This window comes from Thermomonas sp., from assembly GCF_047606765.1.
Taxonomy (GTDB): domain Bacteria; phylum Pseudomonadota; class Gammaproteobacteria; order Xanthomonadales; family Xanthomonadaceae; genus Thermomonas.
In genome coordinates, this window is sequence record NZ_JASGED010000006.1 from 1 (window position 1) to 20,651 (window position 20,651).

The following is a 20,651-nucleotide window of genomic DNA, read 5'->3' on the forward strand; positions in this document are numbered from 1 at the left end:
CTGCGACTGGGTCATGTCCTCGTGCGCGGTGCGGTAGGCCTCCCACAGTTTGAGGATGCCGACGAACTCCGATTTGCCATCGGCAAACTGCGCATGCGCGGCATCGGCGGCGGCGCGCGCGTCGGCCGGGCGTTCGCGCGGGTCGGCGATGCCGAGGAAGCTGGCGATCACCAGCACCTCGCGCAGCACGCCGTGCGCCTGCGCGGCCACCAGCATGCGCGCCAGCTTCACGTCCACCGGCAGCTTCGCCATCGTCCTGCCGATGGCGGTTAGCTTGCGCTGTGCATCGACAGCCCCAAGCTCGCTCAACTGCTGCCAGCCATCGGCGATCGCGCGCGAATCGGGCGGTTCAAGAAAGGGAAACTTTTCGATTTCGCCCAAACCCAGCGCCAGCATGCGCAGGATCACCCCGGCCAGCGCGGCGCGGCGGATTTCCGGATCGGTGAACGCCGGCCGCGCGAGGAAATCGGCTTCGGCATACAGGCGGATGCACACGCCCGGCGCGATGCGCCCGCAGCGGCCCGCACGCTGGTTGGCGCTGGCCTGCGAAACGTCTTCGATGTGCAGGCGGTCGAGCTTCTGGCGCGGGCTGTAGCGCTTGACCCGCGCCACGCCGGGATCGACCACGTAGTGGATGCGCGGCACCGTCAGCGAGGTTTCCGCCACGTTGGTCGCCAGCACGATCCGCCGCTGCGGGCCGGGATGGAACACGCGATCCTGGTCCTTCGCCGACAGCCGCGCGTACAGCGGCAGCACTTCGGTGTGGCGGTATTTGCGTTTCTCCAGCGCTTGGTGCGCGTCGCGGATTTCGCGTTCGCCGGGCAGGAAGATCAGGACATCACCGATGCCCTTTTCCCGCTGGATTTCGTCGCAGGCGGCAACGATGCCGTCCAGCAGCGTGCGCTCGCCTTCTGCCTCACCCTCGCCTTCCAGCGAGCGATAACGCACCTCGACCGGATACCCGCGCCCTTCCACGCTGACCACCGGCGCGCCGCCGAAATGCGCGGCGAAGCGGGCGGTATCGATGGTGGCCGATGTCACCACCAGCTTCAGGTCGGGCCGCCTTGGCAGCAGTTGCTTGAGGTAGCCGAGCAGGAAGTCGATGTTGAGGCTGCGCTCGTGCGCTTCGTCGATGATGAGGGTGTCGTATTTCGACAGCCAGCGGTCGTTCTGAATTTCCGCCAGCAGGATGCCGTCGGTCATGAACTTGATCGCAGTGCTTTCGCCCACCGCGTCATTGAAGCGCACCTGATAGCCCACCGCGCCACCCAGCGGCACCTGCAATTCCTCCGCCACGCGGCGGGCGACGGAGCGCGCGGCGATCCGGCGCGGCTGGGTGCAGCCCACCATGCCTGCAGCGCCGCGTCCGGCCAGCAGGCACAGCTTGGGCAATTGCGTGGTCTTGCCGCTGCCGGTTTCGCCGGCGATCACCACCACCTGATGTTTGCGGATCAGCGCGACGATTTCCTCCGCATGCGCGGCGATGGGCAGGGATGCATCCACCGTGGCCGTTGGCAATGCGGCGGCGCGGCGCTCACGCTCGGCAATGGACGCCTGCAATTTCGACAGGAAGGCATCGCGCAGGGCGGCATCGGCAGGCTTCGTGTTCCATTTCGACCACAGGCCCAGCAGCCGGCCACGGTCACGCGCCAGCGCGCCATCGATGGCACGCCGGGCTTTTCCGGGACTGTTGGTTGGTAACTCCATGGTCATCGTGGAAGGCAACACTCGATCTTCATTTCCCGCACACACCCAAGCCCGTTATTGTCACCGTTTCTCCCACGCAACACCTGCACAGGAGCCTGCCATGGCCAAGAAAAAGTCCGCCGCAAAACCTGAAAAGGCCACCAAGCCCGCAGCCGCACCCAAGGCGAAGGCCGATGGCGCGCCCGCCATCGACATCGGCATCAGCGCTGGTGACCGCGCCAAGATCGCCGCCGGCCTGTCGCGCTTCCTCGCCGACAGCTACACCCTGTATCTGAAGACCCACAACTTCCACTGGAACGTCACCGGGCCGATGTTCAACGCCCTGCACACCATGTTCGAAACCCAGTACACCGAGCAGTGGCAGGCGCTGGACGAGATCGCCGAGCGCATCCGCGCGCTGGGTTTCAACGCACCCGGCAGCTATGGCGAGTTCGCCAAACTCACCTCGATCCAGGAAGAGCCGGGCCTGACCGATACCGCCGACTGGCGGCAGATGGTGGAGCAACTGGTCGCCGGCAACGAGGCCGTTTGCCGCACCGCGCGCAAGGTGCTGGACGAAGCCGACGATGCCGAAGACGCGCCCACCGAAGACCTGCTGACCCAGCGACTGAACATCCACGAAAAATATGCGTGGATGCTGCGTTCGCTGTTGCAGTAACCGATGCCTGCGTGCGGGCGATCCATCCGGGTCGCCCGCTTTCTCAGCCGGCCCAGTTCCGCACGATCCGCGCGATTTCCGCCACGCCTTCGGTCAATGCCGCAGGGCCGGGCTGCAGGATCACCGGCGACTTGATTTCAAACAGCTGCCCCTCGCGCACGGCGGGGATCGCGTCCCAGCCGGGGCGCGCGGCCACTTTTTCCGGGCGAAACTTCATGCCGCACCACGAGCCCAGGATGATGTCCGGCGCGCGGCGGATGACTTCGCCTGCATCTTCGAGGATGCGCGCCTTCGCCAGCGGCTGCGCGGCGCGCTCCGGGAAAATGTCGTCACCACCTGCGATGCGGATCAGCTCGGCCACCCAGCGGATGCCGGTGATCGGCGGTTCATCCCATTCCTCGAAATACACCTTGGGCCTGCGCGGCAGCGTGGCGGCATCGCGTTCGATGGCGTCCAGTCCGCGCCGCAGTTCATCGGCATAGGTGTTTGCGCGTTCGCTCGCGCCAACCAGTGCGCCCACCCGACGCACGTAGTCGAGGATGCCTTCGACACTGCGATGGTTGGAAATCCACACTTCCACGCCACGCCGCACCAGTTCGGCGGCGATGTCGGCCTGGATGTCGGAAAAGCCGACCACGAAATCCGGCTGTAGCTTCAGGATTTCGTCGATCTTCGCGCTGGTGAAGGCGCTGACTTTCGGCTTCTCCCTGCGCGCCTGCGGTGGCCGCACGGTGAAGCCGCTGATGCCAACGATGCGATCCTGCTCGCCCAGCGCGTACAGGACTTCGGTGGGTTCTTCGGTCAGGCAGACGATACGCTGGGGGCCACTCATTCTCTTTGCTCGTCATTCCCGCGAAGGCGGGCATCCATGGACTTTGATTCGACAGGAAAGCAAAAGCTAACGTCCTTGGATTCCCGCCTTCGCGGGAATGACGTTGACCAGGGAAGGTCTGAACAAGCCGTCATTCCGGCGAAAGCCGGCCGCTTCTGACAAACGAATGTTTGTCCAATCCAGCTGTTTGGTAAGTCACTGAAAAAGCTGGATCCCGGCTTTCGCCGGGATGACGTTTCGAGAGTTGTTCAGAGCTTCCCTAGGGGTACAACATCCGCTTCGACCACGTGCCGTTTGCATCGCATGCGTGCAGCCAGCGCTCATGCAGGCGGAACTGCGCGCCGTACCAGAACTCCACCGCACGCGGCAGCACGCGCAAGCCTGTCCAGCGCGGCGGGCGTGGTACGTCGCGCCCTTCGAACTCGCGTTCGTAGTTTGCGATGCGTGCCTCGAACGTCTCGCGTGCATCAAGCGGTTCAGACTGGATCGACGCCCATGCACCGATCTGGCTGCCGCGCGGACGGCTGGCGAAATAGGCGTCGGCTTCAGCGTCAGGCACGATTTCGACCGCACCTTCGACGCGCACTTGCACGCCATCACGCACGCGCGGCCAGTGGAACAGCAGCGCGGCCTGCGGATTGGCCTGCAACTCGCGGCCCTTGCGCCCGTCCATGTGGGTGTAGAACACGAAGCCGCGCGCATCCAGCGATTTCAGCAGCACGGTGCGCGCCGACGGACGCCCATCGGCACTGGCCGTGGCCAGCGTCATCGCGGTGGAGTCCGGCTCGCCGGCGGCTTGCGCCTCGGCGAACAGGGCATCGAATGTGGCAAGGATCTCGTCAGGCAGCGTGCTCATGCGCGCATTGTCGCGCGCATGAGGCGCACGCGCATCACTCCACCACAAAGCTGACCCGCAGGTTGACCCGCCATTCCTGCACGTTGCCGGCGTCGTCGGTGACCACCTTGATTTCGTTGACCCACGCGCCCTTGATGTTCTTGACCGATTCTGCGCACTTCTTCAGGCCGTGCTTCACGGCGTCTTCCATGCTGGTTTTCGACGAAGCGTTGAGTTCGATGACCTTGGCGACGGACATGGCGTATTCCTCCTGGTGATCCGGCGCGAAGTGGCCGGAATGACCAGCTTCGCGCCGCGCCGGTTAAGGTCGCGCAACGGCTGCTAGCATGTTGCGATGCGCAACCGCAGGCACATCGTGTTGATCGGCCCCATGGGCTCGGGCAAGAGCACGCTCGGCCCGGCGCTGGCCGCGCGGCTGGAGCTGGGTTTCGTCGATCTGGATGCACGGATCGTGGCGGATGCCGGTTGCAGCATCGCCAGGATTTTTGCGGACGAAGGCGAGGCCGGTTTCCGCATTCGTGAATCCCGCGCGCTGGCCGAAGCCCTGGCCGATGCGCCTGCCGTCATCGCCACCGGCGGCGGCGCGGTGCTGGCGCAGGCCAACCGCAATGCGATGCGCGCTGCCGGCACCGTGGTGTATCTGCATGTCGATGCGGATACCCAACTTGCGCGGCTGGCCTTTGATACCACCCGCCCGCTGCTGCAAGACGGCGACCGCGCGCAGAAACTGGCCGCGTTGCAGGCCATCCGTGAACCGCTGTACCGCGAGGCGGCGCATCTCCTGTTTGACACCGCATACCTGATGCCGGAGGCCGCGGTCGCGGCGCTGGCCGGCCTGCTTGCATCCGACGAGGCAACACATCCATGAGCGATTCGCTGCATACGGTCGAAGTCAGCGGTGCCGCACCCTATGCCATCCACATCGGCCCCGGCCTGCTGAAGGACGGCGCGCTGCTGGCCGCGCCGCTGCGGGGCCGGCATGCGCTGATCGTCAGCGATGCCAATGTCGCACCGCTGTACCTGCATCGGGTCGAGGCCGCACTGCGCGCCGAAAAGCCGCAACTGCGCATCGGGCGGCATGTGATCGGCGCGGGCGAAGCAGAAAAAACCCTGGGCAACTTCGGCACCGTCATCGAAGCGCTGGCCGAACTCGGCGCAACCCGCGACGCCACCGTGATCGCGCTGGGCGGTGGCGTGATCGGCGACATGGCCGGCTTCGCCGCCGCCTGCTGGATGCGCGGCATCGACTGCGTGCAACTGCCGACCACCTTGCTTGCGATGGTGGATTCCTCGGTCGGCGGCAAGACCGCGGTCGATATTCCACAGGGCAAAAACCTTGTCGGCGCCTTTCATCCGCCGCGCGCGGTGATTGCCGACACCTCCGCGCTGCGCACCCTGCCGCCGCGCGAACTGCGCGCGGGGTTGGCGGAAGTCATCAAGTACGGCGCGATCATCGATGCCGATTTCCTCAACTGGCTGGACGCAAATGCAGACGGCCTGCTGGCCGGCGACGACGTGCTGCTGGCCCGCGCCATCGCCCGCAGTTGCGCGCACAAGGCGGCGATCACGCAGCGCGACCCATTCGAACGCGGCGAGCGCGCCCTGCTCAATTTCGGCCACACCTTCGGCCATGCCATTGAGGCTGAGCAAGGCTACGGCGATGGCCTGAATCACGGCGAGGCAGTGGCGGTGGGCATGGTGCTGGCGGCGCGGCTTTCGGCTGCGCTGGGGATGGCATCACGGGAGGATGCCGAAGCCCTGCGCACGCTGCTGCTGCGCTATGGCCTGCCGGTGGACGTGCCTGCCGGGCTGTCGCCGGAGGCGCTGGTGGCGCGGATGCGGCTGGACAAGAAAGCACAGGCCAGCGGGCTGCGCTTCGTGCTGTGGGAGAGCGCAGGCCGCGCGCGCGTGGTCGCCGATGTGGACGAGGCGAAAGTGCTGGATGTGTTGCACGAGGCGTAATGCCTTTCCCTTCTCCCCTCGGGGCGAGGACGGGCTGCTCGCGCGTCATTGGCGCACGCTCGTCCGAGCGCCCTGCGCGCCACGCGCAGGGCCGGGGCGCGGAGCGAGGTGGCGCGCAGCGCCGGATGAGGGTTCGGGCATCGACCGGATTCGTCCTGCGCCGAACCCTCACCCTAACCCCTCTCCGTAGGGAGAGAGGCTTGAACACCGTACAATTTCGCGCATGCGCCTTTTGCTGCAACAACGCCCCGACGGCCACGAAGCCCCGCGCTTCGTCCAGCTCCAGCTCCAGCCCGACCTGCTGGGCGGCTGGACGCTGCTGCGCGAAACCGGGCAGATCGGCGGGCGCAGCAGCCTGCGCAAGGAACTCTACGCCGACCAGAACAGCGCGATCACCGCGCTGGAAGCGGCCCGCGACCAGCAGATCAAGCGCGGCTTCCAGCTGGTCTTTGCCCAAGGTGCAGATGCGCCCCGCTGACGGATTTCCCGTGACTCAATCGATCAACTCCGCGTCCAACCACCCCGCTTTCAACAGCCGCTTCCTGCGCGCCCTGCGCCGCGAAACCGTGGACGCCACGCCGGTCTGGCTGATGCGGCAGGCCGGCCGCTACCTGCCGGAATACCGCGCCACCCGCGCCGCTGCCGGCAGCTTCCTGGCGATGGCGAAGAACCCGGAGCTGGCCTGCGAAGTCACCCTGCAACCGCTGCGCCGCTTCCCGCTGGACGCCGCGATTCTCTTTTCCGACATCCTCACCGTGCCGGACGCGATGGGGCTTGGCCTGTATTTCGTCGAAGGCGAAGGCCCGAAGTTCGAGCGCCCGGTGCGTGATGCCGCCGCCATCGCAAACCTTGCAGTGCCGGACATGGAAACCGAGCTGCGGTACGTGTGCGACGCGGTGCGCACGATCCGCCGCGAGCTGGATCCGGCCATTCCGCTGATCGGTTTTTCCGGCAGCCCGTGGACGCTGGCCTGCTACATGGTGGAAGGCGGCGGCAGCGACAACTTCGGCAAGGTGAAGGCACTGGCGCTGAACGACCCGGCGGCGATGCACCGCCTGCTTGAAGTGGTCACCGATGCCGTCATCGCCTACCTGTCCGCGCAGCGCGCGGCGGGCGCACAGGCCTTGCAGGTGTTCGACACCTGGGGCGGCGTGCTGTCGCCTGCGATGTACCGCGCGTTTTCGCTGCCCTATCTCACCCGCATCGCCCGCGAACTGAAGCGCAACGATGTGCCGGTGATCCTGTTCGGCAAGGGCAACGCGCCTTATCTGGATGACCTGTTCGCCAGCGGCGCGGATGCCATCGGCGTGGACTGGACGGTGACGCTGGAAGACGCCGCACGCCGCGCAAATGGTCGCGTGGCGCTGCAGGGCAATCTTGATCCTGCAATGTTGTACGGCAACCCGGACGCGATCCGCGCGCAGGTGCAGGCGACGCTGGACAGCTATCGCGACGGCAACGGCGGTTCGCGCGAGGGCCACGTCTTCAACCTTGGCCACGGCCTGTCGCCGGACATGAACCCCGAACACGTCGCCGCGCTGGTGGATGAGGTGCATCGGTACAGCGCGCGTTGATTGTTGCCACGCGCAACCTGTAGATGCGGAGCTTGCTCCGCATGGCGTGTCGAAAATGTGCCGAGCAAGCTCGGCACCTACACGATCCTCGACCGCATCAGTCTGTAGCGGTGGAGCTTGCTCCACCAATGAGCGCCTCCAGCGCCTCCACCAGCATTGCGCCGGTCACCGGCTTGCGCAGGAAGCCGTCGAAACCGGCATCCATCGCCTGTGCTTCGGCATCGCGATCGGAGCGCGCGGTCACGGCCAGCAGCGGCATCGCCACGCCCTGCGCGCGCAGCATGCGCGCCAGTGCCAGCCCATCCATGCCCGGCAGGTCGAGGTCTAGCAGCGCGGCATCGAAGGCATGCGATGCCGTTTCCGCCAGTGCGGCCAATCCATGCGCAGCATGCGTCACCGCATGGCCCTGCGCCTGCAGCAAGCCGGTGATGACCTGCGCGACGATGGCATCGTCCTCGACCAGCAACAGATGCAATGTGCGCGATGCCGCGTCGGTCGAAGCCGTGACCATGTTCTCCACCCGCGACAACACCGCATGCGGCAGCGGCAGCTCGACGATGAAGCGCGTGCCCTTGCCCGGTTCGCTTTCCACCGCGATGCGCCCGCCCATCGCGGCGGCAAGCTCCTGGCTGATCGCAAGGCCCAGCCCGCTGCCACCATAGCGTGCAGCGGTACGCGCGCCATCGGCCTGTTCGAAGCGGCGGAACAGGCGGCTGCGCTGTTCCTCGCTGAGACCGGGGCCAGTGTCGGTCACCACGAAGCGCACGCCCTGTGGCTGCAATGCAAATGTTTCCAGCGCGACGTGGCCGGTTTCGGTGAACTTGATCGCGTTGCCCAGCAGGTTCAGCAGGATCTGTTCGAGGCGGGTGCGGTCGCCGTGCAGCGCATGCGGCGCATCCGCCGCCAGCGCATCGACAAAGGCCAGGCCCTTGCGTTCAGCGACCGGCGCCATCAACCCGGCCACTTCGTCCAGCAGCGGTTTCAGGGCGAAATCCGCATTCGAAAGTTGTAGCTTGCCGGCCTCGATGCGGGCCAGATCCAGCGCGTCATTGACCAGCCGCAGCAGGTGTTCACCGGCGCGGCGGATGGCATCGACATGGCTGCGCTGGCGCGCATCAAGTTTGCTTGCCTGCAGCAGTTCACTCATGCCCAGCACGCCGGTCATCGGCGTGCGCACTTCATGGCCCAGCGTGGCAAGGAAGCGCGACTTGGCTTCCGAGGCTTGTTCGGCAAGCTGCCGTTTCTGCTCCGCCAGTTGCCACGCATGGCGGCGCTTCAACCGCTGCCGGTACAGCCATGCCAAAAGTGCAAGTGCGCATGCGCCCAGCAGCACGAAGCCCACGCGCGCCCAGGCGCTGCGCCACCACGGCGGCGGCACCGCGAAGGTCATCACCTGCTCGGCAGCGGCATTGCCGGCGGCATCCTGTGCGCGCATGCGCAGCGTGTAGCGGCCCGGTGCCAAGCCGGTGAACACGCGCTCGCCACTGTCGCCCAGCGCGACCCACTCCTTGTCGAAGCCGTCGAGCCGTGACCAGTAGCGATTGCCGGCGGGATCGTCGAATACCAGCAGGCGCGCGCGGATGCGCAACTCGCGATCATCGCGCGCAAGCGTGGCGGCGCTGGTCATCGGCAACTCGTGCCACTGACCATCTCGGCGCACGGCAATGCCGTCGATGCGCAGCGTTGGGCGCAGCGGCTTCGGTTCCGGCGCATTGGTATCGACCAATAACAGACCGCCATCGGCGGTCGCCGCCAGCAACGCGCCGTCGGGCCGCAACAACGCCGCGCGATCGATGAACTCCTCGCTGCTGCTGCCGTCCTGCATGCCGACGTGGCGCAGGTTGCGGCGCTGCGGTTCCCATCGATACAAGCCGCGCGAGGTGGTGACCCAGACGCGATGCCGCGCATCGACGATCAATGCAGCAGCCGCCACCGCCGGCATGCCGTGGTTTGCATCGACGCGCTGTGCCAGCCGCCAGCCGTTGCCCATGCGCTGGTACTGCTCCAGCCCCGACAGGCGCTGCAGCCAGAATGTGTCCGCACCATCGAAGGCCAGCGCATGCGCAGCCGCGCTGCCCGCTGCGCTGAGTTGCACGAAACGGCCTGCCTTGGCATCGAAGCGCAACACGCCACCGCTGCCAGCGATCCACGGCGCACCATCTGGCGCGAGCACCATCGCATCGATATCGGCATCGCCCAAGCCGGATTGTTCGCCTGCGGGCAGATCGCGCAACACCGCGCCGCTTGCCGGGTCACGCTGCTGCACACCGCCACCCGCCACCGCCAGCCACAGCGTTGCATCCGGCGCGATGGCGACGAAGCCGACCCGCCCCGCCGGCACCGGTGCCCGCGCATCGCTTGCTGTCCATTCGTCGATGGCACCATCTGCGCCGATCCGCAGCAGGCCCATGTGATGCCCGATCCACAGCCGCCCTGCCGGGTCTTCGGCAATCGCGGCAGGCTTTACCGTGCGCAATCGTTCCAGTGCGTCAGGATCCAGCGACCGCACCACGCCCATCGGGCCGAGGTGTTCCACCCTGCCGTTCAAACCACCCAACCACGCGCCACCATCGCGCGCCAACCCAAGTGCGCGATAGACCGCGCCTTGCAGGCCATCGCCCGCGCCGTCCAGCTTCGCAAGCTGTCGCCAATCGGAACGCAGATAGCCCAGGCCGCGCCCCGCCACCGGCACCCACAGCGCACCACCGCGCTCGACTTGCAGGCTGCTGATTGCATGCGGAATGTCGGGGCCACCGGTCGCAACCGGCACCGGCGCATCATTGCCGCGTTGCCGCCACAGCCCGCGCTGGCTGCCGATCCAGTAATCACTGCCGCTGCCGCTGGCGATGGACAGCATCGCATTGGGACGATGGAACATCGGCGACCAGTCCGGCTGCGACCACTGCCCCGCCGCATGCCGCCATACGCCCTGCGACGTGCCGACCCACAATCCATCTGCCTGCATCGTCAGCGAATACACGATCAATGCACCCTCGGCACCCGGCAGCGGCACCGCGCGAAAACCCTCCGCATCCTGCTGCGCCAATCCTTCGTCAGTGCCGACCCAGAGCAGGCCATCGGCATCCACGGCCAAGGCCAGCACCGTGTCCGAAGGCAGGCCCGCGTCCACCGAAAAATGCCGCAGGCGACCATCGGCATCCATCCGCCCCAGGCCACCGCCAAACCCGCCCATCCACACCACATTGCCCTGCCGCGCCAAGGCCCAGACATCGCCATCGCCCAGTTCCGGATGCGTGGCCTTGCGGTAATGCACGAAGTGCTGGCGCGCCGCATCCAGCATGCTGACGCCGCCGCCCTCGGTCGCCGCCCACACGCGATCCTGCGCATCCACCAGCAATGCCTGCACGTTGTTGCCGGGCAGGCTGGCGGGATCATTCGGATCATGCCGCCAGATGCGCATGCCCACGCCGTCGTAGCGCGCCAGGCCATCGGCGGTGGCGATCCACAGATAGCCGGCGGCATCGTGCGCCAGGGCCTTGATCGCGGTTGAAGGCAGGCCCTGCACCGGGCCGACCACGCGAAAACGCGGGCGCTCGGGCACCGCCGCCAGCGCGCAGGCGCAGGCCAGCCACAGCAGCAGCGTTGCGAATCGAACGTTCATGCGCCCCCCTCTCCCGCCGCCATGCTCGCAATGCCACGTTGCGTGCGCAAGCGCGCGCCATTCACGCCGTGCGCGCATAGAATCCGGCCATGCACGCTCGCCGCCGCCACCTGCTGCCGTTCACCCTGCCCGCGCTGCTGGCCTGCACCCAGACCATGGCGGGCGACGGCACGGCCACGACACCGCGCTACGTGTTCGATCCGGTGCATACGCGGGTGATGTTCAGCATCGACCATGCCGGGTTCTCGAACGCCATCGGCACCGTTTCCGGCAGCGAAGGCAGCCTGCATTTTGATCCCGAACACTGGGAACGCACGCAACTGGATGTCAGCGTGCCAATGACCAAGCTGGACATGGGCGATTCCGGCTGGACTGCATCGGTGTTTGCGCCGCGCTTCCTCAACGTGAAACGCTACCCGCAGGCACGCTTCGTCGCAACCGAGGTGAGCCGCACCGAAGGCAAGCACGGGCGCGCCTGCGGCCGGTTGACCCTGCACGGCGTCACCCGCCCGCTGTGCATGGAACTGACACTCAACCGGATCGGGCGCTATCCGCTGCCGCCGTTCCGCCGCACCGTCGGTTTTTCCGCCAGCGCCACGCTCAAGCGCAGCGACTACGGCATGAAATCGTGGCGCTCGCTGGTGGGCGACGACGTCGTGCTTCGGATCGAAGCCGAGCTGTACCGTCAGGAGGACGCAACCGAAACCAGCCCACCAATCCGGGAGCCCGCGCATGCTGAAGAACAGCCGTGACCAATGGGGCAGCGTCAGCAAGTGCCTGCACTGGCTGATCGTGCTGCTGATTTTCGGGCTGGCGGTGGTCGGGCTGACGATGGGCGAATTGCCGCGCACCCCGAAGTATTTCTGGGTCTATACCGCGCACAAGTCGATGGGCATCACCGTGCTGGTGCTGATGCTGCTTCGGCTGGGCTGGCGCCTGTATGCCGGCGCACCCGCGCCGGTGGCCGGCACGCCACGCTGGCAGCATGCCGTGGCATCGGTCACCCACTGGGCGTTGTATCTGGTCGCGCTTTTGGTGCCGCTGTCCGGCTGGATGTATGACTCCGCCAGCGGGCTGCGCCCGTTCCGCTGGTTCGGCCTGTTCGACGTGCCCAAGCTGGTTGCCCCAAACGAACAACTTGCCGAAAACGCGCATGCCGCGCACGAGCAACTGTTCTGGCTACTGGTGTTGCTGGTCGCTGCGCACGCCGGCGCTGCGCTCTACCACCACATGTTCCAGCGCGATCACACCCTCAAGCGCATGCTGCCGGGATACAGGGCATCGCGCACCACCACATCGGAGCACCCATGAAAATCCGCACCATCGCCTTTGCAAGCGTGCTTGCCGCGATGCTGACCGCTGCGCCTGCCATCGCCACCGATTACGTGCAGACCAAGCGCGCCGGGCTGGCCTTTGCCGGCAAGTACGACGGCGAGTTGTTCACCGGCCAGTTCGGCGGCTTTACCGCGAAGCTGCACTTCGACCCCGAAAAACTGGACGAAGCCAAACTCGAAGTCGATATCCAGCTTGCCGGCACGCATACCGGCAATGACGAACGCGATTCAACGCTGGTCGGCAACGACTTCTTCAACGTGGCGAAGTTCGCGCAGGCCCGCTTCGTTGCCACCACGTTCCGCGCGCTGGGCGAAAACCGCTACGCCGCCGATGGTAGCCTGACCCTGCGCGGCGTCAGCAAGCCGGTGACGCTCACGTTCACATGGACACCGGGCGAACGCCCGCTGCTGGTCGGCAGCGCCACCGTGAAGCGGCTGGACTTCGACGTGGGCGGTGGCGATTGGGCGGATACGGACACCATCCCGAATGCCATCGCGGTGGCAACCAAGGTGGAGTTCAAGCCTGCGAAGTGATGCATGCCGCAGGTGCCGAGCTTGCCCGGCATGGAAAAACGTGCGCTAGTAGGTGCCGAGCTTGCTCGGCAAATCGACATGCGGAGCAAGCTCCGCATCTACAACGACTCATGTCATGCGGAGCAAGCTCCGCATCTACAGCCCGGTGTGCAGAAAGTCGCGCAGCTTCTCGGCATCAAACGGCCAATCCAGTTCCACGCCGCGCGCATCGTCGCGCAGCACCGGCACGCGCAGGCCGTAGCGTGCCTCCAGCGCTTCATCATCGTCGATGAACACGCTGTCGAACGCAGGCGCGCGTGCCTGCGCCAGTGCGTCCAGCGCAAGGTCGCAGAGGTGGCAGTTGTCACGCTGGTAGAGAATCAGGGCCATACGCCCGCGTCCGTCGGTTTGCCGCAGTCCGCCCTAGAATAATCGCCTTCCCTTGCCTGGCTGCGCCGCATGGCTGTTTCCACCTTCGACCTGTACAAGATCGGCATCGGGCCGAGTTCCTCGCACACGGTCGGGCCGATGCGTGCGGCGGCGCGTTTCGTCCAGCGCCATCTGGCTGAAACCGGCAAGCTGGGCGACGTGACCCGCGTGCGCGCCGAGGTGTTCGGTTCGCTGGCGCTGACCGGGCGCGGCCACGGCACCGACAAGGCGGTGCTGATGGGGCTGGAAGGCCACTGGCCCAACCGGATCGACCCCGACATCATCCCCGCCGCGCTGGAACGCATCCGCAGCACGAAGGCCATCCGCCTGCATGGCGCGCGTGAGATCGCCTTCAACGAAAAAACCGATCTGGTGATGAACAAGCGGCAGAAGCTGCCCTTCCACACCAACGGCATGCGCTTCATCGCCTTCGATGCGGGCGGTGGCGTAATCGCCAGCCGCGATTATTACTCGGTCGGTGGCGGCTTCGTGGTCAATGCCGATGAGGCTGCGGAGGATCGCATCGTCGCCGATGAAACCCCGCTGGCCTTCCCGTTCCACACCGGCGAGCAGCTGATGGCGCAATGCGAGCGCAACGGCCTGTCGATTGCCGCGCTGATGTTCGAGAACGAAAAGGCATGGCGCAGTGATGCCGACATCCGCGCCGGCCTGCGCGAGCTGTGGCATGCGATGCAAAGCTGCGTGACGCGCGGCATCCGCGAAAGCGGCACCCTGCCCGGTGGCTTGCATGTCACCCGGCGCGCGCCATCGCTGCATGCCGAACTCTCATCGCGCCCCGAAGCGGCGATGCGCGACCCGCTGACCGTGCTGGACTGGGTGAACCTGTACGCACTCGCAGTGAACGAGGAAAACGCCGCCGGTGGCCGCGTGGTCACCGCGCCGACCAACGGCGCTGCCGGCATCATCCCGGCAGTGCTGCATTACTACGACCGCTTCTGCCCCGGCGCGAACGAACAAGGCGTGTTCGACTTCCTGCTGACCGCAGCAGCCGTCGGCATCCTCTACAAGGAAAACGCCAGCATCAGCGGTGCGGAGGTGGGCTGCCAGGGCGAGGTGGGCGTGGCCTGCTCGATGGCCGCAGCCGGACTCACGGCGGCACTGGGCGGCACGCCGGGACAGGTGGAGAACGCCGCCGAAATCGGCATGGAACACAACCTTGGATTGACCTGTGACCCCATCGGCGGGCTGGTGCAGATCCCCTGCATCGAACGCAACGCGATGGGCGCGGTGAAGGCGATCAACGCCAGCCGCATGGCCCTGCGCGGCGACGGCAAGCACAAGGTCAGCCTGGACAAGGTCATCCGGACCATGCGCGACACCGGCCGCGACATGCAGGACAAGTACAAGGAAACCAGCCGGGGCGGGCTGGCGGTGAACGTCATCGAGTGCTGATACCGCTCGTCCGCCGGGATTAGCCTCCCAGCAGGCCTCCCACCAAAGGAGGATGGCGACGGGCGTGATTGCGGGGCTAGACTGCCCCCATGCGAGCCTTGCCGGCGAGCGTGTTGCAGGGGGCACTGCTGACCGGGCTGTACTTCGCCGGGGCGGTGATCGCGATCCTGTATCTGCGCACCCCGGCGGATGTCACCCTGTTCTGGCCCGCCGCCGGCATCGGTTACGTGGCGGTGTTGCGCTACGGGCTGAAGTACGCGGCCACCATCGCCATCGCGCAACTCCTGCTGCACCTGCTGGTCATCCCGGTACCGGCGCAATTCCTGCCGTTTTCGATTGCCAGCAACGCGGTCGGCACGCTGGTCGCCGGCGCCTATGTGCAAAACCGCCACGATCAGATCCGCTTCCGCATGAGCGACGGCCTGCTGCTGTTGCGCGGTGGCCTGGTACTGGCACTGGTCAGCGCCGGGATCGGCACACTGGGCATGCTGTATGCGCGGATGGTGCATGCCGACGAAATGCTGCGCGTGCTCATCCAGTGGTGGCTGGGCGACCTGCTGGGCATCACCTCGGTGGCACCGGCACTGCTGCTCCTGTTCTATCGCAAGCATCGCAGGACGGCCGACGCCATGCCCGCCGAGGGCGGCATGCGCGAACGCGCGACCTGGCTCGCCGTCCTGTTGTGCGTGCTGGCCGGCGGGCTTGCGGTGATGCGCAACGGCAGCATGTACCCGCTGGCGCTTGCCACGCTGCCACTGGGACTGTTGCTGTGGTCGGCGGCGCGCTTTCCGCCGGCGTTCACCGCAACCGCGACGATGGCGGTGACGGTGTTCCTGGCCCTGGTGCTGGGGCTTGGGTTGAGTGGCTTCGACCGGCCCGAATCGATGCGCGATACCGGCTTGATGATGGGCACGCTGACGGTGAACTCGGTGATCCCGATGCTGCTGGTCGCGTCCTATCAGGAACGCTTCAACGCGATGACCGCGCTGCACGTCCGCGCCACCCGCGACCCGCTGACCGGCCTGCTCAACCGCGACGCCTTCGAGGATCAGGCGCGCAACCAGCTCGCCAACGCGCAATCACCGCTCACCCTGCTGTACGTTGACCTCGATCATTTCAAGCTGGTCAACGATTCGGCCAGCCATGTCGCCGGCGACGAGGTAATCCGCAACATCTCGGCGCTGGTACATGCGGAGTTCGGCACCGATGCGCTGATTGCGCGCAGCGGTGGCGACGAGTTCTCGGTACTGGTGCCGCAATCCACCTCGGCGGCGCTGATGCGTGGTCGCAATCTGCTGGCGGAAATCGAAACCATGCGCGTGGCATGGCAGGGACAGAACCTGGGCACCACTGCCAGCATTGGCCTGGCCACCAGCCAACCGCCGCACATGGCCTTCGACGAACTGCTGTCGCAGGCGGACGCGGCCTGCTTCGAAGCCAAGGAACACGGCGGCAACCGCCTGTTTGCCACCGAACCGAATGCCGATGACCTGCGCACGCGGGCGCGACTGATGCACAGCGCCATCGCCGCACGCGAAGCGCTGGACCAGCGCCGCTTCGACCTGTGGTGCCAGCCCATCGTCGATCTGCGCCAGCCGCAGGCGCGCCAGGCGCATTTCGAGGTGCTGCTGCGCTGGCGCGACGATGATGGCAACCTGCGTCCGCCAGCGGAATTGATTACCGCCGCCGAACGCTACCGGCTGGGCCCGCGGCTGGATCGCTATGTGCTGGATACCGTGCTGGGCTGGCTGGAAGCACATCCACACGCGGCGGGTGAAGTCGGCCAGTGCAACATCAACCTGAGCGCGGCCACGCTGGCGGACGAGGAGTTTGGCGATTACTTCGCCGGCCGCCTGCACCGCAGCGCACTCAGCCCGGAGCAGTTGTGCCTGGAAATCACCGAGACCAGCGTGGTGCGCGACATGAACCGCACCCGCCGCTTCATCGGGCGCATGCGCGACCTGGGTTGCCGCTTCGCGCTGGACGACTTCGGCACAGGCTTTTGCTCGTTCGGCTATCTGCGTGACCTGGATGTGGACTATCTGAAGATCGACGGCAGCTTCGTCCGCAACCTCGACCAGTCCGACCTGTCGGAAGCCGTGGTGCGTTCGATCACCGAAATCGCCCATCTGCTGGGCATGCGCGCCGTTGCCGAACACGCGGAAACCCATGTGCAACTGGAACACCTGCGCGCGCTGGGCGTGGACTATGCGCAGGGCTACGTGTTCCAGCGCCCGATCCCGATCGAGGAGTTCTTCGGCATCGCCCGCGCGGCGTAATGCGTTCGCTTGGCGCGCTCAACTCGATTGAATCGCCAGCACGTCGTCCAGCAATGCAGCCGCAGTGACTTGCGCACCCGCACCCGGCCCCTGGATCACCAACGGGCGCTCGCTGTAACGATCCGACCAGATCGCCACCTTGTTGTCGGTGCCGGCACCACCTGCCAGTGGATGATCGGCGGGCAGTGATTCCAGCCCCACCGTGGCCTGTCCACCAGCTTGCAGGCGCGCGATGAAACGCAGCTTCTCGCCATTCCTGCGAGCTTCGGCATGGCGTTCGCGCAGTGGCGCATCCAGTGCTGGCAGCGCCGCATCCACCTGTTCGCGTGGCAAGTCTGCCAATGCATCCGGCACCAGTGACTGCACCTGCACGGCCTCTGCATCCAGCAAAAAACCGGAGGCACGCGCAAGGATCAGCAGCTTGCGGCGCACGTCCTCGCCGGAAAGGTCTTCGCGCGGGTCAGGCTCGGTATAACCGGCATCGCGCGCCTGCCGGACATAGCCCGAGAACGGACGCAGGCCGTCGTATTCGTTGCACAGCCATGCCATCGAACCGGACAGCACGCCGGCCATCGCATGGATGCGGTCGCCGCCCGCCTGCAGTGCGCGCAAGCTGCGCAGCAGCGGCAGGCCCGCGCCCACGGTGGCGCTGTCGCCATAGCGGGTGCCAGCGGCTACCTGCGCCGCACGGATCGCCTGCCAGCGCGCCAGTGACGTGCCCTGCCCCAGCTTGCAGGCAGTGACGACATGGATGCCGTTGCCCAGCCACCTTGCATGCCGGGTGGCGACCTGTTCCGACGCCGTGGCATCAATGACGATGCGCACGCCACCACGCCCCAGCGCGTCTTCCACCACATCCAGCGAACCGGGCGTTGGCGCGTTGCGCAGCAGCAGGTCATGGTTGTCGAGCGGCAGCCCATCGCGATTGCCGATGGCATGCCGCGAATTGCCGACATGCACCAGCGACAAGCGTTCGCCCAGCGGCGTCTGCGACCAACCTGCCAGCCGCGCCAGCACCGCGCTGCCCACCGTGCCGGTACCCAGCAGCGCCACCCGTGCCGGCTGCACGCTGGCACCGCGCAAGGTGGCGACGCACGCACTCACGGCGCGGCCTTGCGCTCTTTTCCGCGAACGGCCTGCACGCGCGCAAGCGCGGCTTCGATGTCGGCCAGCAGATCATCGGCATGTTCGATGCCCACCGACAGCCGCAGCAGGCCATCGGAGATGCCGGCAGCGGCGCGTGCTTCCGGCGTCATCGCCGCATGCGTCATGGTGGCCGGATGCGCGACCAGACTTTCCACGCCGCCCAGCGATTCGGCCAGCGTGAAGTACGAAAGGCCATCGACGAAAGCGCGCACTTCGGCTTCGCCACCTTCCAGTTCAAGGCTCAGCATCGCGCCGAAACCATGCTGCTGGCGCGCGGCCAGCGCATGCCCCGGATGCGAGGCCAACCCCGGATAATGCAGCGCGCGCACCGCCGGGTGCCCGTGCAGCAGATCGACCAGCGCCTGCGTGTTTTCCTGATGCACGCGCAGGCGCGCATCCAGCGTGCGCAAGCCGCGCAGGGTGAGGAAGCTGTCGAACGGCGAACCGGTCAGGCCCAGGCAATTCGCCCACCACGCCAGTTGCTCATGCTGCGCGGCATCCTTCGACACCACCGCGCCGCCCACCACGTCACTATGGCCGTTGATGTACTTGGTGGTGGAATGCAGCACGAAATCCGCGTCGAAGTCGGCAATCGGGCGCTGCAGCGCCGGTGACAGGAAGGTGTTGTCCACCAGCGCCAGTGCGCCGGCCTTGTGCGCGGCATCGATCACGAAGCGCAGGTCGGTGATGCGCAGCAGCGGGTTGGACGGGGTTTCGATCCACACCAGCTTCGGCGATGCGCGCAATGCATCGGCCAGCGCGCGCGGATCGGTCAGGTCGCAGGTGACCAGCGTGAACGCACCCTTTTTCGCCAGCGCGTTGAACAGACGCCAGCTGCCACCATAGCAATCATGCGGCACCACCAGCGTGTCGCCCGGCTGCAACAGCGCGTTCAGCACCAGTGCCACCGCGCCCATGCCGGTGGCCGTCACAACGCCGCCTGCGCCGCCTTCCAGTTCGGCCAGTGCTTCGCCCAGCAGGTCGCGGGTGGGGTTGCCGCTGCGGGTGTAGTCGTACTGCCGCTTGTTGCCGAAGCCGGCAAAGCTGAAGTTGCTGGACAGCACCAGCGGCGGCGTCACCGCGCCATAGGCAGTGTCACGGTCGATGCCGGCGCGCACCGCGCGGGTGGCGCGATGACAGTCAATGGCGGCATGCGTGGTGGCGTTGGTGCTCATACGGAAACTCCAATGGACTCTAATGCGGGGGCGGGAATGGGTGCGGGGCGGCTTGCGCCGTGCAGTTCTGCGGCAAGCAGCGCGTCGATGCGGTCGGTTTCCTTCAGGAAGGCATCGTGGCCGTAGGGCGAACGCAGCACGCGCAGGCGCGCGCCGGGGCCGATGCCTTCCACCAGCGCGGCGGCATCGGACATCGGCACCAGACGGTCGCCTTCCACCGCGATCACCGATACCGGAATCTTGATCGACGCCGGATCGACGCGATGCAGGTCGATGGATTCGGACAGCCGCAGCCATGCGGTGGCGGACACGCGGGCAACGAACTTCGCGCCGGCGGCGTCCAGATAATCTTCCGCCGCAACGCGCACATGGCCGTTGCTGACCGTGGGCGGCGCGTCGAAGCGTTCCTCGAACTCCTCCGGCGTGCGGTAGCTCAGCATCGCGAACTGCCGCGCCAGCGACAGCCCCTGCTCGTCCGCACACTGCAACTGGCCCAGCGCAACCGCCTTGCGTTGCAACGCGCGCCATGCGGCGGCATACGGATGCGGGCGATGCGCGCCGCTGACCGCGACCAGCTTGCGCAGCCGGGCCGGGTGCCGCGATGCAAGTTGCAAGCCGGTCAACGCGCCATAGGAATAGCCAACGAAGGCTTCCAGCACGTCGATGCCAAGGGCATCCAGCAGCATGGCGATGGCATCGGCCTGATCGGCGGTGTCGATGGGCGCGTCGATGCTGCCGTCCGCGCCCACGTAATCAAACGCGAGGATGCGCAGCTTCGCCGGATCCAGCGTGCGCCCTGCATCCAGCAGGCCTTGCGCCCAGCCGGGGCTGGCATCGAACGCATTGGCGGCAACGTGGCGGTTGGCGGAAATGCCGCCAGCCACGAACACCACCGGTGCATCCGCCGGGCCAACCAGTTCATAGCGCAGGCGCAATTTGCGCACGCCGGCATGGCGCGTTGCCAGCACCGCATCCAGCACGCCACAACAGGCGCTGTCGGTGTCTTCGGCCATCACGCGCGCACCGTCAGCACCCGTACCCTGGGGCTGGATCTGGCTGGCTTGGTTGCGTTCGGCAAGGCTCACGGCAGTACTCCCGATGGACTGCCATCGAAGTTCTGCGGGGGAGCCGAAAGAAACCGGCAGGTGCCG

At 66.6% G+C, this 20,651-nt stretch carries 19 protein-coding genes; 10 read left to right on the forward strand and 9 right to left on the reverse strand.

The genetic code is table 11. The features are described from left to right. A partial coding sequence (hrpA, locus tag QM612_RS00430; RefSeq protein ID WP_415251925.1) for an ATP-dependent RNA helicase HrpA occupies window positions 1-1,707 on the reverse strand: 1,707 nt, incomplete at its 3' end. A gap of 100 nt (window positions 1,708-1,807) precedes the next feature. Between hrpA and QM612_RS00435 the strand changes: the two genes are divergently transcribed. Next, window positions 1,808-2,365 carry a Dps family protein gene (locus QM612_RS00435; RefSeq protein ID WP_415251926.1) on the forward strand — a complete coding sequence of 186 codons (558 nt, stop codon included), beginning with the start codon at window positions 1,808-1,810 and terminating at the stop codon, window positions 2,363-2,365. A 43-nt stretch (window positions 2,366-2,408) separates the two neighbouring features. On the opposite strand, the gene QM612_RS00440 is transcribed toward QM612_RS00435, so the two are convergent. The 3 genes from QM612_RS00440 to QM612_RS00450 form a co-directional block, all read right to left on the reverse strand. Then, entirely contained in the window at window positions 2,409-3,197 is a 789-nt protein-coding gene (locus tag QM612_RS00440) for a cobalamin-binding protein (RefSeq protein WP_415251927.1), read from the reverse strand. A gap of 259 nt (window positions 3,198-3,456) precedes the next feature. Then, window positions 3,457-4,101: a pyridoxamine 5'-phosphate oxidase gene (gene pdxH / locus QM612_RS00445; protein WP_415251928.1), complete on the reverse strand. Its 645-nt coding sequence runs from the start codon at window positions 4,099-4,101 to the stop codon at window positions 3,457-3,459. Continuing rightward, window positions 4,088-4,291 carry a dodecin family protein gene (locus tag QM612_RS00450; RefSeq protein ID WP_187571279.1) on the reverse strand — a complete coding sequence of 68 codons (204 nt, stop codon included), beginning with the start codon at window positions 4,289-4,291 and terminating at the stop codon, window positions 4,088-4,090. Before QM612_RS00450 ends, pdxH begins: the two co-directional genes overlap by 14 nt. A 96-nt stretch (window positions 4,292-4,387) precedes the next feature. Here QM612_RS00450 and QM612_RS00455 point away from each other — a divergent pair, with 96 nt between their 5' ends. The 4 genes from QM612_RS00455 (at window position 4,388) to hemE (ending at window position 7,589) form a co-directional block, all read left to right on the forward strand. Beyond that, the gene (locus QM612_RS00455) at window positions 4,388-4,921 is read left to right on the forward strand and encodes a shikimate kinase (protein WP_415251929.1); all 534 of its coding nucleotides are present in this window, start codon (window positions 4,388-4,390) and stop codon (window positions 4,919-4,921) included. Continuing rightward, window positions 4,918-6,015 (forward strand): 3-dehydroquinate synthase, encoded by a 1,098-nt coding sequence (gene aroB / locus QM612_RS00460; protein ID WP_415251930.1) that lies wholly within the window; start codon window positions 4,918-4,920, stop codon window positions 6,013-6,015. Before QM612_RS00455 ends, aroB begins: the two co-directional genes overlap by 4 nt. A gap of 223 nt (window positions 6,016-6,238) precedes the next feature. Then, complete coding sequence (locus QM612_RS00465; RefSeq protein WP_415251931.1) at window positions 6,239-6,493, forward strand: hypothetical protein; 255 nt, start codon at window positions 6,239-6,241, stop codon at window positions 6,491-6,493. 22 nt (window positions 6,494-6,515) lie between these two features. Beyond that, the gene (gene hemE / locus QM612_RS00470; RefSeq protein ID WP_415251963.1) at window positions 6,516-7,589 is read left to right on the forward strand and encodes a uroporphyrinogen decarboxylase; all 1,074 of its coding nucleotides are present in this window, start codon (window positions 6,516-6,518) and stop codon (window positions 7,587-7,589) included. Window positions 7,590-7,686: 97 nt separating this feature from the next. Here hemE and QM612_RS00475 read toward each other — a convergent pair whose 3' ends face one another. Then, window positions 7,687-11,211 (reverse strand): ATP-binding protein, encoded by a 3,525-nt coding sequence (locus QM612_RS00475; RefSeq protein ID WP_415251932.1) that lies wholly within the window; start codon window positions 11,209-11,211, stop codon window positions 7,687-7,689. 155 nt (window positions 11,212-11,366) lie between these two features. Here QM612_RS00475 and QM612_RS00480 point away from each other — a divergent pair, with 155 nt between their 5' ends. The 3 genes from QM612_RS00480 to QM612_RS00490 are packed head-to-tail and all read left to right on the forward strand — an operon-like array spanning window position 11,367 to window position 13,079. After that, entirely contained in the window at window positions 11,367-11,963 is a 597-nt protein-coding gene (locus tag QM612_RS00480; RefSeq protein ID WP_415251964.1) for a YceI family protein, read from the forward strand. Beyond that, window positions 11,944-12,522, forward strand: coding sequence for a cytochrome b (locus QM612_RS00485; protein ID WP_415251933.1), 579 nt, complete (start codon window positions 11,944-11,946; stop codon window positions 12,520-12,522). Before QM612_RS00480 ends, QM612_RS00485 begins: the two co-directional genes overlap by 20 nt. Beyond that, the gene (locus tag QM612_RS00490; RefSeq protein WP_415251934.1) at window positions 12,519-13,079 is read left to right on the forward strand and encodes a YceI family protein; all 561 of its coding nucleotides are present in this window, start codon (window positions 12,519-12,521) and stop codon (window positions 13,077-13,079) included. The genes QM612_RS00485 and QM612_RS00490 overlap by 4 nt, the downstream gene beginning before the upstream one ends. Window positions 13,080-13,214: 135 nt before the next feature. On the opposite strand, the gene QM612_RS00495 is transcribed toward QM612_RS00490, so the two are convergent. Beyond that, on the reverse strand, window positions 13,215-13,448 hold the full coding sequence (locus QM612_RS00495; protein ID WP_415251935.1) for a glutaredoxin family protein: 234 nt from the start codon (window positions 13,446-13,448) through the stop codon (window positions 13,215-13,217). Window positions 13,449-13,517: 69 nt separating this feature from the next. Between QM612_RS00495 and QM612_RS00500 the strand changes: the two genes are divergently transcribed. Beyond that, the gene (locus QM612_RS00500; RefSeq protein ID WP_415251936.1) at window positions 13,518-14,900 is read left to right on the forward strand and encodes an L-serine ammonia-lyase; all 1,383 of its coding nucleotides are present in this window, start codon (window positions 13,518-13,520) and stop codon (window positions 14,898-14,900) included. 89 nt (window positions 14,901-14,989) lie between these two features. After that, window positions 14,990-17,179: a putative bifunctional diguanylate cyclase/phosphodiesterase gene (locus tag QM612_RS00505; RefSeq protein ID WP_415251937.1), complete on the forward strand. Its 2,190-nt coding sequence runs from the start codon at window positions 14,990-14,992 to the stop codon at window positions 17,177-17,179. Window positions 17,180-17,197: 18 nt separating this feature from the next. Here QM612_RS00505 and QM612_RS00510 read toward each other — a convergent pair whose 3' ends face one another. Genes QM612_RS00510 through metX form a run of 3 tightly spaced genes read right to left on the reverse strand, consistent with a single transcriptional unit; the run spans window position 17,198 to window position 20,645 of the window. Next, window positions 17,198-18,283 (reverse strand): homoserine dehydrogenase, encoded by a 1,086-nt coding sequence (locus QM612_RS00510; protein WP_415251938.1) that lies wholly within the window; start codon window positions 18,281-18,283, stop codon window positions 17,198-17,200. Continuing rightward, a complete protein-coding gene (locus tag QM612_RS00515) occupies window positions 18,280-19,500 on the reverse strand; it encodes an O-succinylhomoserine (thiol)-lyase (RefSeq protein ID WP_415251939.1) in 1,221 nt (406 codons plus the stop codon). The genes QM612_RS00510 and QM612_RS00515 overlap by 4 nt, the downstream gene beginning before the upstream one ends. Continuing rightward, window positions 19,497-20,645, reverse strand: a complete 1,149-nt coding sequence (metX, locus tag QM612_RS00520) for a homoserine O-succinyltransferase MetX (RefSeq protein ID WP_415251965.1) — start codon at window positions 20,643-20,645, stop codon at window positions 19,497-19,499. Before metX ends, QM612_RS00515 begins: the two co-directional genes overlap by 4 nt. Between the last annotated feature and the right edge of the window lie 6 nt (window positions 20,646-20,651).